This window comes from Nocardia sp. NPDC047038 (assembly GCF_040644075.1).
GTDB lineage: Bacteria > Actinomycetota > Actinomycetes > Mycobacteriales > Mycobacteriaceae > Nocardia > Nocardia sichangensis.
Genome location: NZ_JBEYVQ010000001.1, coordinates 594352 through 606462, shown reverse-complemented (window position 1 = coordinate 606462; position 12111 = coordinate 594352). Strand labels below are relative to the sequence as shown.

12 protein-coding genes are annotated in these 12111 nt (G+C 68.7%); 1 reads left to right on the top strand and 11 read right to left on the bottom strand.

Going from position 1 to position 12111, the window contains the following annotated elements; genetic code table 11:
• Nucleotides 1-59 precede the first annotated feature (59 nt).
• The 9 genes from ABZ824_RS02870 to ABZ824_RS02830 all read right to left on the bottom strand — a co-directional run bounded on the left by ABZ824_RS02870 (nt 60) and on the right by ABZ824_RS02830 (nt 9818).
• Entirely contained in the window at nt 60-365 is a 306-nt protein-coding gene (locus ABZ824_RS02870; RefSeq protein ID WP_011210678.1) for a DUF2469 domain-containing protein, read from the bottom strand.
• Between the two features lie 46 nt (nt 366-411).
• Nucleotides 412-1197 (bottom strand): ribonuclease HII, encoded by a 786-nt coding sequence (locus ABZ824_RS02865; RefSeq protein ID WP_355070990.1) that lies wholly within the window; start codon nt 1195-1197, stop codon nt 412-414.
• Nucleotides 1198-1245: 48 nt separating this feature from the next.
• The gene (gene lepB, locus ABZ824_RS02860) at nt 1246-2028 is read right to left on the bottom strand and encodes a signal peptidase I (protein ID WP_355069897.1); all 783 of its coding nucleotides are present in this window, start codon (nt 2026-2028) and stop codon (nt 1246-1248) included.
• Between the two features lie 77 nt (nt 2029-2105).
• Nucleotides 2106-2447 carry a 50S ribosomal protein L19 gene (gene rplS / locus ABZ824_RS02855; RefSeq protein WP_014352079.1) on the bottom strand — a complete coding sequence of 114 codons (342 nt, stop codon included), beginning with the start codon at nt 2445-2447 and terminating at the stop codon, nt 2106-2108.
• A 211-nt stretch (nt 2448-2658) separates the two neighbouring features.
• On the bottom strand, nt 2659-2949 hold the full coding sequence (locus ABZ824_RS02850) for a hypothetical protein (RefSeq protein ID WP_355069896.1): 291 nt from the start codon (nt 2947-2949) through the stop codon (nt 2659-2661).
• Nucleotides 2950-3119: 170 nt separating this feature from the next.
• A complete protein-coding gene (locus ABZ824_RS02845) occupies nt 3120-4040 on the bottom strand; it encodes a hypothetical protein (RefSeq protein WP_356961300.1) in 921 nt (306 codons plus the stop codon).
• Between the two features lie 27 nt (nt 4041-4067).
• Nucleotides 4068-6443, bottom strand: a complete 2376-nt coding sequence (locus ABZ824_RS02840) for a Tex family protein (protein ID WP_355070988.1) — start codon at nt 6441-6443, stop codon at nt 4068-4070.
• Nucleotides 6444-6549: 106 nt separating this feature from the next.
• Complete coding sequence (locus tag ABZ824_RS02835; protein ID WP_356961299.1) at nt 6550-8187, bottom strand: AMP-binding protein; 1638 nt, start codon at nt 8185-8187, stop codon at nt 6550-6552.
• Nucleotides 8184-9818 (bottom strand): AMP-binding protein, encoded by a 1635-nt coding sequence (locus ABZ824_RS02830; RefSeq protein ID WP_356961298.1) that lies wholly within the window; start codon nt 9816-9818, stop codon nt 8184-8186. The genes ABZ824_RS02835 and ABZ824_RS02830 overlap by 4 nt, the downstream gene beginning before the upstream one ends.
• A gap of 99 nt (nt 9819-9917) precedes the next feature.
• Here ABZ824_RS02830 and ABZ824_RS02825 point away from each other — a divergent pair, with 99 nt between their 5' ends.
• Entirely contained in the window at nt 9918-10769 is an 852-nt protein-coding gene (locus tag ABZ824_RS02825) for a LuxR C-terminal-related transcriptional regulator (RefSeq protein WP_356961296.1), read from the top strand.
• A 173-nt stretch (nt 10770-10942) separates the two neighbouring features.
• Here ABZ824_RS02825 and ABZ824_RS02820 read toward each other — a convergent pair whose 3' ends face one another.
• Nucleotides 10943-11119, bottom strand: a complete 177-nt coding sequence (locus ABZ824_RS02820) for a TetR family transcriptional regulator (protein WP_356961295.1) — start codon at nt 11117-11119, stop codon at nt 10943-10945.
• Between the two features lie 238 nt (nt 11120-11357).
• Nucleotides 11358-12062, bottom strand: coding sequence for a tRNA (guanosine(37)-N1)-methyltransferase TrmD (gene trmD, locus ABZ824_RS02815; RefSeq protein ID WP_356961293.1), 705 nt, complete (start codon nt 12060-12062; stop codon nt 11358-11360).
• Nucleotides 12063-12111: the final 49 nt, after the last annotated feature.

Genomic DNA, 12111 nt, shown 5'->3' with positions numbered 1-12111 from the left:
ACCTGGGGAATCGGAAAACCTGTTGATAACCGAGTCGCTGTGCAGAACGCCGGGCGGGCTCACTCGGGCAAGCGCAGGTCCGGCTTCTCCAGCTCCTCGATGTTGACGTCTTTGAAGGTGATGACCCGGACGTGCTTGACGAAGCGGGCCGGGCGGTACATGTCCCAGACCCACGCGTCGCTCATCCGCACCTCGAAGTACACCTCGCCGTCCGCGTTCTGCGGCCGCAGCTCCACGGAATTGGCCAGGTAGAAGCGGCGCTCGGTCTCCACCACGTACGAAAACTGACCGACGATGTCCTTGTACTCGCGATACAGCGAGAGCTCCATCTCGGTTTCGTACTTCTCGAGGTCCTCGGCACTCATCGGGTGGGACGTCCTCCTTCTCGCCGCATCGCGTCGTGTGGTGACATCATCGCGCATGCGCTGCGTCGGTAGCTACTCGGCCAGCCGTACGCCCGTTCGGAAACTGCTCCGACAGCGCTTCGTCCAAGCCCTCGGCCAGTACGGCGTCCGCGACATCGGCCGCCGCCGCGACTGGGCGCAACCCGGCGGCTTCGCGCACGTTGCGCCAGGAGCGCCGGTGCTCGCTGCTCGGGCCGAGACGTTGCAACGCGGCGGTGTGCTCGGGCGTGTTGTAGCCCTTGTGGGCGGCGAATCCGTAGCCGGGGAACCGCCCGTCCAGCTCGACCATGATGCGGTCCCTGGTGACCTTGGCCAGGATGCTGGCCGCCGCGATGCAGGCCGCCGCACCGTCGCCGCCGATCACCGGCAGCGAAGGCACCGGTATGCCGGGCACCCGGAACCCATCGGTCAGCACGTAGCCGGGAGTGCGCCGGAGCCCGGCCACGGCGCGGCGCATCCCCTCGATATTGGCGACGTGGATGCCGATCGAGTCGATCTCCCAGGCCGGGATCACGACGACCTGATAAGCGAGTGCCAGACGGACGATCACCGGATACAGCTCTTCGCGAGTGGCCTCGGTGAGCTTCTTGGAGTCGTCGAGGCCGGCCAGCCTGTCGTAGGCCTTCGGGGCCAGCAGGCACGCCGCCACCACCAGTGGTCCCGCGCAGGGGCCGCGCCCCGCTTCGTCGACACCCGCGACCGGCCCCAGACCACTGCGGATCAACGCCGCCTCGAGCGTGCGCAATCCTCCGGCCCTGCGCATCACCACACGCGGCGGCCAACCGTTACCCACCGGCACTCGACCTTGCCCCACCGTTCAATTATCCAGCGCCTCGCGTGATCAGTTCTGCTGGGGATTCTCCGAGTGCACCGGACCGATCCGTCCGGGCGGCCAGATCTTGAACACCGCCTTGCCGCGGACGTTCTCCACGGGGATGGTGCCCTGCAGTTCGTCGGTGATGTGGGCGCGGGAGTCGGCGGACTGGTTGCGGTTGTCGCCCATCACCCACAGATGCCCTTCGGGCACCTTCACGGGCTTGAACTCGCGGCCGCCGGACGCGTTGTAGGGCTGGCCGGGCACGTACGGGGCGAGGTACCGGGCGTACGGCTCGTCCAGCGGCTTGCCGTCCACGATGACCCGCCCCTGCGGGTCGCAGCACTCCACGGTCTGGCCGCCGACCGCGATGACGCGCTTCACCAGATCGTTCTCGTCCGGCGGCACCAAGCCGAAGAAGGAGAAGAAGTTCTGCACGCCACGGACCGCGGGATTGTCCGAGCGGATCGACTGGTAGCGGGTGTTCCACGAGGGCGGGCCGACGAACACGACCACGTCGCCCGGTTGCGGGTCACCCCAGTAGTAACTCAGCTTCTGCACGTAGATGCGGTCGCCGGTGCATCCGGCGCATCCGTGCAACGTGGTTTCCATCGACTCCGAGGGAATCACGTACGGCCGACCGACAAAGGTAACCATCAGCGCGGCGATCACCGCGGCGATCACGATGAGGATCGGCAATTCCTGCCAGAACGGCCGCTGCTTCTTCTTCGATCGCCGCTTGGCGCGACCCGCCCGCGTACTCTCGTCGCCCGATTCGGACACCGATACCGACCCACTTTCGTCTGCCACGCCGAACAGATTAGCCCGGCAGCGAAACCGAGGTCCGATGCCGGGCTGAGGAAGATCTGTTGTGCCGAAAAGCTAGCTCAGCGCTTTTCCTTGATCTTGGCGGCCTTGCCACGCAGGTCGCGCAGGTAGTACAGCTTGGCGCGGCGGACATCACCGCGGGTCACGACATCGATGTGGTCGATGTTCGGGCTGTGCACCGGGAAGGTGCGCTCGACGCCGACACCGAACGACACCTTGCGGACGGTGAAGGTCTCGCGGATGCCACCACCCTGGCGACGGATCACGACGCCCTTGAAGACCTGGATGCGCTCCTTCGAGCCTTCGATGACCTTCACGTGCACGTTCAGCGTGTCGCCCGGCCGGAACTCGGGGACGTCGCTGCGCAGCGACTTCTCGTCGACGAAGTCAAGGGTGTTCATTTCCATCCTTATGGTTTCGCGCGAACAGAGGACCCTGGCGGCACTTGGCGTGCTCGGCCGGTTCATGCTCCGATCAATGGGATGCGCCGGGTCGACAACCACCCAGGGCAACCTGAGCATTGTGCCAGATCGGCGCGCCGTGGAAGAAATCGACCCTGGTGGTGGCGAGTCGGCGGTCTCTTCACGTTACGCCCGAGGCGGTGCGATCGATTCACGACTCCGGCGGGAGTATGGGCGAGGCGAACACTTCTTCGAGCGGAATCGGGCCGGTGTAGCGGCGGCAGTTGCAACCGACCCACTCGCGCAGGCCGTGGATGCCTTTGCGGGAGATCTCGGCGTGACAAGCGCCCGAGGAGCGGTCGTGCAGTGCCAGGTCGTGACCACAACCGCAGCGTGCGCGAAGCTCCTTCCCCGCCCGGCCTCGCCGAGGCACGAATCGACCACATACCCAGCCGACACCGACGAGGCCGGCGCCGACCGCAAGGCTGAGCGGATCCAACATGAACGCAGTATACGTATACGCATAGCCACCGTCGATCGAAAATTGCCTGCGACAGAACCATTTACGGATTACGCGACACAGAGGCTCCCGGCAATCGCACGCGGAACCGATCATCCCCCGCCGCGCACGGCACGTTGCCCGGCCGATCCCTTCCCTCCGCTGAGCGTTCGTCAGCGGTTCTGTTCGCCGGAGATCGCGTCCTGGGCGGGCGACGGGCCGGGCGTACGCGGCGAGCCGTGGTCGGCGTGCCAGAACGAATGGTCGCGGTGCGGAGCGGGCGGGGCGGGCACGACCGTGCGGGTGAGTTCCGCCTCCGCCGCCTTGCGGACGTGCTCGACGTCCGGTTTTCCGGCGACCAGATCCTGCACGAAGATCTTGGCGCGGATGACCGGGCGACGGTATCGCCGTTCCCGGACGATGGCCCGGTACCTCAGGCGCCTGCGGTCACCGTAACGCCAGCGCGCCCAGGGCGCGCCAGGGCGGCTCAGCCGCAGCGCACCGACGACCAGCAACGGCAGGAAGAACATGCCGAACAGGCCGGTCCAGATCTTCCCTTTGGCGATCACGATGGCGGCGAGAGCGAGGTTGACCACGGCGAACACGACGACGAAGGAGCGGACCTCCAGGCTCGGATCGCGCCGGAAATCGTTGATGTCCAGCAGCCACAGCGGATGGAAGCCCAGCAGCAGCAATCCTGTCACGGCGAGCGCGACGAACACCGCGTCCACCGATGTCCGCCCCTGCTCCTCCCAATACACGTCGCGCAGATAGAAGATCAGCGCGAATTCGTCGAGCACCAGAGCGGCGCCCACGCCGAACAGCGCGGCGAGGATGCTGCCCGTGGCGGTGTCGGCGCTCTCGTACTGGGCGACCATGCCGAGGCCGGAGGACAGCAGCAGGATCACCCCGAACACCATGTGGTGGATGTGCGTGTCACCAGCCCGCAGGTTGCCCGGCCACCAGCGCACGCGCGCGCGGATCAGCCGGACGCTGAGGCGGATGAACAGGAATCCGACGATGAATCCGAGCAGGAAGCACAGCAACGGCAGCCGCCCTTGGGCGATCACGTCCTCGTGGAGCCACCGTCGCATGGCCGCTACTTCCTCCCGCGGACCGGGCTACTGGCCGAAACCCGCCCTGCGCAAGGCGTCCGCCATCGCGCCGCTCGGTGCCGGCGCGTTCCTGCGCTGATTGCCGCCACGCCCCTGTCCTTGGTTGCGGTTCTGGCCCTGCTGCCTGTTCTGACCATTCTGCCGCTGCCGCTGATCGCCTCCACCGGACCGGCCGCCGCCTTGACCGCGCTGCCGGTTGTCGCCGCCCTTGGCGGGCGTGCCGGGTTCGTCGTCCAGGCGCAGAGACAGACCGATGCGCTGGCGCGCGACGTCCACCTCGAGCACCTTCACCTTCACGACGTCGCCGGACTTGACCACTTCGCGCGGATCCTTGACGAAGTTGTGCGACATGGCCGAGACATGCACCAAGCCGTCCTGGTGCACGCCCACGTCGACGAACGCGCCGAAGGCGGCCACGTTGGTCACCACGCCCTCGAGCACCATGCCCGGCTTCAGGTCGGCGACTTTCTCCACGCCCGCGGCGAACTCAGCGGTCTTGAATTCCGGACGCGGGTCGCGCCCCGGCTTCTCCAGCTCGGCGATGATGTCGGTGACGGTCGGGACACCGAAGCGCTCGTCGGTGAAATCGCCCGCGCGCAGCGAGCGCAGCGCCGTGGTGTTGCCGATGATCTCCGCGATGCCGCGTCCCGTCGATTCGAGGATGCGCCGCACCACCGGATACGCCTCCGGGTGCACCGCGGAGGTGTCCAGCGGATCGTCGCCGCCGCGAATGCGCAGGAAGCCCGCGCACTGTTCGAACGCCTTCGGGCCCAGCCGCGGGACGTCGAGCAGCGCGGTCCTGCTGCGGAACGGGCCGTTCTGATCCCGGTGCGCCACGATGCTCTCCGCCACCGACCCGGCGATGCCGGAGACCCGCGACAGCAGCGGCACCGAGGCGGTGTTCACGTCCACGCCGACCGCGTTCACCGCGTCCTCGACCACCGCCCCCAGCGAACGGGCCAGCAGCGATTCGGACACGTCGTGCTGGTACTGGCCGACGCCGATGGACTTCGGATCGATCTTCACCAGTTCGGCCAGCGGGTCCTGCAGCCGGCGAGCGATCGACACCGCGCCGCGCAGCGACACGTCCAGCTCGGGCAGCTCCTGCGAGGCGTAGGCCGAGGCGGAGTACACCGAAGCGCCCGCCTCGGAGACCACGATCTTGGTGGGCTTGTTCTCCGGGATGCGCGAGATCAGTTCGGCGGCAAGGGCGTCGGTCTCGCGCGAGGCGGTGCCGTTGCCGATGGCGATGAGTTCCACGCCGAATCGGGCCACCAGCGCGCCGAGCACCGCGAGCGACTTCTCGGTCTGGCCCTGCGGTTTGTGCGGGTAGATCACCTCGGTGGCGACCACCTTGCCGGTGGCGTCGACCACCGCCACTTTCACGCCGGTGCGGTAGCCGGGGTCCAGACCCATCGTCGTGCGGGTGCCTGCGGGGGCGGCGAGCAGCAGATCGCGCAGATTCGCGGCGAACACGTCGACCGCGTCCTTCTCCGCCGCCTGCCGCAACCGCATCCTGGTGTCGATGCCGAGGCTGACCTGCAGCTTGGTCCGCCAAGCCCAGCGCACCGTGTCCAGCAGCCAGGAGTCGGCGGGGCGGCCCCGGTCGGCGATGCCGAAGCGAGTGGCGATACGACCCTCGTAGACGGTGCGCTCGCCCGGCTGCGGCTCCTCGGTGTCCGGTTCGAGGTGCAGGGTGAGCACCTCCTCCTTCTCGCCGCGCAGCAGCGCCAGGATGCGGTGGGAGGGCAGCTTGTCGAACGGCTCGCTGAACTCGAAATAGTCGGCGAACTTCGCGCCCGCCTCCTCCTTGCCCGCGCGCACGGTCGAGGTGACCTGCCCGCGGTTCCACATCAGTTCGCGCAACTCGCCGACCAGATCGGCGTCCTCGGCGAAACGTTCGACCAGGATGGCGCGCGCGCCGTCGAGTTGCTCGGCGGTGTACTGCGCCGGGTCGGTGTTCGGATCCTCGATCAGGGCGTCGGCCACCGGCTCGTGCCCGGCCTCACGCGCGATCTGCGCCTTCGTGCGCCGCTTCGGCTTGTACGGCAGGTAGATGTCCTCGAGCCGGGCCTTGGTCTCGGCGAGCAGGAGCTGCCGATGCAGAGCGTCGTCGAGTTTGCCCTGGCCCCGGATCGATTCGATGATCGCGGCCCTGCGCTCGTCGAGTTCGCGCAGGTAGTGCAGACGCTCGTCGAGCACGCGCAGCTGCGCGTCGTCCAGGCCGCCGGTGACCTCCTTGCGGTACCGGGCGATGAACGGCACCGTCGAGCCCGCGTCGAGCAGCTCGACGGCGGCGCGCACCTGGGTCTCGCGCACCGCGAGTTCCTCGGCGATGCGACGGTTCACGCTGGCTGGGCCCGCGGTGTCGGAGCGTGGCACGGCGGGTGTGGACTCTGCACTGGCAGTCTCGGGCGCTGTCGTCACGTCGGAGACACTACCGTCGCCGCCTGACACGCGGTCCACACCCAGGTGAACCTCCCTCGTCTCAGCTGTCGTCCAGGCCGAGCAGCCGCCGCGACAGTTCCCGCATCTGCGCCTTGCGGACCTTGCCGGTGACCGTCATCGGGAATTCCTCGACCACATGCACGTAGCGGGGAATCTTGAAGTGCGCCAGCTTGCCGGCGGCGAAGTCGCGCACGGCCGTGGCGTCCAACGGCGTTGCGCCCTCGCGCATCCGGATCCAGGCCATCAGTTCTTCGCCGTACTTCGGATCCGGCACACCGATCACCTGCGCGTCCAGGATGTCGGGATGGGTGTAGAGGAATTCCTCGATCTCCCGCGGGTAGACGTTCTCGCCACCCCGGATGACCATGTCCTTGATCCGGCCGGTGACGGCCACATAGCCCTCGTCGTCCATCACGCCGATGTCGCCGGTGTGCATCCAACGGGCGGCGTCGATGGCCTCGGCGGTCTTGTCCGGCTCGTCCCAGTACCCGAGCATCACCGAATAGCCTCGGGTGCACAGCTCGCCGGGTTCGCCGCGCGGCACCGTGAGACCCGTTGCGGGATCGACGATCTTGACCTCCAGGTGCGGCCCGACCCGGCCGACGGTGGCGGTGCGCCGTTCGATGCCGTCGTCGCGCCGGGTCTGGGTGCTGACCGGAGACGTCTCCGTCATGCCGTAGCAGATGCAGACCTCGCGCATGCCCATCCGGTCGATCACCCGCTTCATCACCTCGACCGGACACGGCGAGCCCGCCATGATCCCGGTGCGCAGCGTGGACAGGTCCGCGGCGGCCGAGTCCAGCGCGGCGAGCATGTCGATGAACATCGTCGGCACACCGTAGAGAGAGGTGCAGCGCTCGGCTTCGACCGCCGCCAGGGCCGCTCTCGGATCGAACGACGGCGACGGAATCACGATAGCGGCACCGTGGCTGGTGCTCGCCAGATTGCCCATCACCATGCCGAAGCAGTGGTAGAAGGGCACCGGGACGCAGATCCGGTCCTGCTCGGTGTATCCGCACAGTTCCCCGACGAAATAGCCGTTGTTCAGGATGTTGTGGTGACTGAGCGTGGCGCCCTTCGGGAAACCGGTTGTGCCCGAGGTGTACTGGATGTTGATCGGGTCGTCGGCGGAAAGCCGCGCGCCCAGTTCGACGAGCCGATCGGTGTCGATCTCGGCGCCCGACAGCGCCTCCCACCCCGGTGTGCCCAGCACGAGCACCTGCGTCAGCGCCGGACAGTTCGGCCGGACCTGCTCGATCATCGCCACGTAGTCCGAGGACTTGAACCGCTCGGCCGCGATGAGCATTCGCACGCCCGCCTGGCACAGCACGTACTCCAGTTCACTGGTGCGGTACGCCGGATTGATGTTGACCAGGATCGCGCCGATTTTCGCCGTGGCGTACTGCACCAGAAACCATTCCGCGCGGTTCGGCGCCCAGATGCCGACCCGGTCGCCCTTGCCGATGCCCTGTGCGGCGAGGCCGCAGGCCAGGGCGTCGACCGCGGCGCCGAGAGCGCGATAGGTCCAGCGCCGTCCGCTCGGCAGGTCCACCAGGGCTTCCCGGTCCGGGAACGCCGCCACCGCGCGATCGAGATTGCCGCCGATGGTGTCGCCGAGCAGCGCGACGTCCGACACGCCCGAGGCGTAGCTGGGCAGGGGCAACATGGCCGAAGTCATCGGGCACCGCCCTGCCGCAGCACGAACCGCTGCACCTTGCCGCTGGGCGTCTTCGGCAGGCTCGCCACGAAGTGGACCCGGCGCGGGTAGGCATGCGCCGCGAACTTTCGCTTCACCAGGCTCTGTAGCTCGGCTTCCAACTCGGCACCGCCGACGGCGCCGTCACGCAGCACGACGAACGCCTCGAGCACTTCGCCGCGCAGTTCGTCCGGCATGCCGACCACCGCCGCCTCCGCGACCTGCTCGTGCAGCACCAGAACGCTCTCCACCTCGAACGGGCCGATGCGGTAGCCGGCCATGATGATCACGTCGTCGTCGCGGGAGGAGAAGCGGAAGAAGCCGTCCGCGTCCTGTGAGCCCGCGTCACCGGTCAGATACCAGCGGCCGTCGGCGGTGTAGCGCTGCGCGGTGCGGTCCGGAGCGTCGAGGTAGCCGAGGAACCACAGCAGCGGACTGCGTTCCGTGTCGATCGCGACCCGGCCCAATTCGCCGGTGGGAGCGATCGTGTCGGCGTCGTCGGAGAGCACGGCGCAGGTCCAGCCGGGTAGCGAGCGACCCATCGATCCGGCCGGGGTCTCGGTGTCCAGGTCTTCGTGCCAGGCGTTGCAGATAACCATGCCGTGCTCGGTCTGGCCGTAGTGGTCGCGCACCGGGACACCGAGGTACTCGACGGACCACGCGACCACTTCAGGGGTCAGCGGTTCTCCCGCCGAAGAGGCGCGGCGCAATCGGGAATGCACGGGCGGCGTGGCACCGTCGGCGCGCAACGCTCGATATACCGTCGGGGCGGCGGCGAAGTTGGTGACGCCGAACGTCTCCAGCACCTGCCAGGTCAGCGGTGCCGAGAAGCCCGCGTGCAGCAGGATGCTACGGATGCCGGTGGCCAGCGGGCCGAGGATGGCGTAGTAGAGCCCGTAGGCCCAGCCCGGATCGGCGGCGTTCCAAAAGACGTCGTCGGGGCGGACGTCCAGCGCGAATTCCTGGTACGCGTGGAAGGAGGCGAGCGCGCGCAGCGGAATCGGGACGCCCTTGGGCGTGCCCGTGGTGCCGCTGGTGAACAGTTGGACGAGCAGTCCGTCACCGCCCACCGCGATCGGCTGAGCCTGCGGAGAGGTGGCCGTATGAGCGTGGAGCAACTCGTCCATCCGCAGCGCCCCTTCGGGCGCCTCCGCTCCGGTGACGATCAGCCGCCAGGACGGATCGTCGGGCAGATCGGGTCCCGGCGCCAGCTTCGGCGCTTGATCGGCATCGGCGATGACGACCGAGGCGCGACTGGCGTTCAACCGCAGGGCGATCGCGGGCGGAGCGAAGGCGGTGAACAGCGGAACGTGCACCGCACCCCGGCGCCAGATCCCGAGCAGAGCGACCACCAGGTCCGCGGATTTCGCCATCAGCGTGGCGACCCGGTGGCCGGGTTCGACGCCGAGTCCGGCGAGTGCGTCGGCGAAGCGGGCGGAGCGTTCGCGTAGTTCGCCGTAGGTGAGGTCGGTCGAGGACAAGTCGGCCTCGACGATCGTGAAGGCGACCCGGTCGGCCGGGTGCCGATCACACAGCAGGTCCGCCGCCGACGCGTCGGCGCGGTCGTAACAGTCCAGCAGTTCGCGCACCCGCTGATTCAGATCGGTGCCCATCTTCAGTTCTCCTCGTTCTGTGATCCAGCTCAACCCGGGTGTGCAATAGGATGTGGGTCACATCCCGCTGCCCACTACCCCCGAAAAGGGGTGAGTCTCGTGACCCACACCGCACTGCTGCGTCCGCGCGACAGCGACGCGCTGCGCGCCGAGATCCGCTGGGTGGCGAGCGCGGCGGGCGTGCCGGTGGCGTTCGGCGGCGAAGTGCACGGCGACGCGCTGCTGCTGTCGGAATTCGTCGGCACGCTGACCAACGGCCTGCGCGGTCTGGCCGTCGTGCGGGCTTCCGGGCTGGGCGGACGGGTGATGGATTCCGGACGGCCCGCCGCGGTCTCCGACTATCGCCGCGCCTCCTCGATCACCCACGACTACGACGGGCCGGTCTCCGGCGAGGGCATCCGCTCCGTGCTCGCCGTGCCCGTGGTGGTGGACCAGCGCTCCCGCGCGGTGCTCTACGCCGCGACGCGCGGCGCGAGTCCGCTGGGCGACCGCACCGCGGATCTGGTCGTGCAGGCCGGGCGCCGCCTGGCCACCGAGATCGCCGTTCGCGACGAGGTCGACCGTCGGCTGCGTATGCTGGAGGCCACCGCGCCGTCGGCGGCCGCGGCACCGGCGATCACGGAGGAACTCCGCGACATCCACGCCGAACTGCGCGGCATGGCGCGCTCGACCGAGGACGATCGGCTGCGCGGACGCCTGCACGCGGTATGCGAGCGCCTCACCCGGGTCATGACCGGCGACCCGCGGCCGGACGGCCCGAAACTGTCCCGCCGAGAACTCGACGTGCTGTCCCAGATCGCCTTGGGTTGCACCAACCAGGAAGCGGCGCAACGACTCTCACTCGGCCCGGAGACCGTGAAGAGCTACCTTCGCAACGCGATGGTCAAACTCGACGCCCACTCCCGGCACGAGGCGGTGGTGGCCGCCCGCCGCCATGGTCTGCTGCCCTGACGATCCCCGCTGCAGTCCACCGAGGGAAGGCCCGAGCACGGCCCGCGACGCCCGGCTGCCGCTGCGAACGGCGCGGTGCCCACTCGATGTAACTGTGCAGCACTGCGCGCAGTACGGCGGCGGGAGTCGCGGCCCGCTGTGCGAGAGTTCGGCCAGAGTGGCCGCGCGTTCGGTCAATTCGCGCGCGGCGATCGCGGCGAGCAGCGCTTCCTTGTTCGCGAGTGCTTGTAGGGGGCGTTGTGCGACACACCCGCGCCGAGCCCGACCTCGCGAAGGGTCACCGCCTCGACGCCACCCGCGTCGAGCAGCCGGATCGCGGAATCGAGCAGCGCGGAGCGGGTGTCCGGCATTCACTCAGCGTAGTGCGCGACGGACCCGCTCCAGCGCACGCTTCGCGCAGCACTGCCGACCGGGTTGGGCAGGCACCTCGAACCATCCCCGGACCCCGTTCGGCCGCGATCCGCCCCGTGCCCGCGCACTGTGGGAACAACCCAGCCGGACCCGCGACCGTCCGGATCGCGCGGCCGGGGTCCGCGCCGCCTACGGGTCGGCACGTGCCACCCGGGCGCCGAGCGACGCGATTCCGGTCTATCGCTCGGGTCCGGCCGTGCCGTGGTCCGCGAGCAGGTCCGGACGACGCTCGCGGGTCCGCGCGAGTGATTGCTCGCGCCGCCAGGCCGCCACCTTCGCGTGGTCGCCGGACAGCAGGACCGGCGGGACGTCCAACCCGCGCCAGGAGACCGGACGGGTGTAGCTGGGACCTTCGAGCAACCCGTCGGAGAACGAATCCTCTTGATGTGATTGCTGATTGCCGAGGACACCGGGCAGCAGCCGGACCACGGCCTCGGTCATCACCAGCACGGCCGCCTCGCCGCCGATCAACACGTAGTCGCCGATGCTGACCTCTAGCACCCGGACGCGGCGGGCGGCGTCGTCGAAGACGCGCTGGTCGATGCCCTCATAGCGGCCGCAGGCGAAGACGAGATGCCGCTCGGCGGCCCAGCTGTGTGCCATGGCCTGCGTGAACGGCACCCCTGCGGGCGTGGGGACCACGAGCAGCGCGTCATCGGGACACACCTCGTCGAGCGCGTCGCCCCACACGGTCGGTTTCATGACCATGCCCGGCCCACCCCCGTACGGGGAATCGTCGACGGACTTGTGCACGTCATGCGTCCAACGGCGCAGGTCGTGCACCGTGAGCGAGATCAGTCCCTTGTCGATCGCCTTACCCAGCAGTGCCGTGCGCAACGGCTCCAGGTACTCGGGGAAGATCGTGACGACGTCGAGTTTCATGACTGTCTCCTAGCGCCGCCGGGCCGCAGGTCGTCGGCCGGGGCGAGCG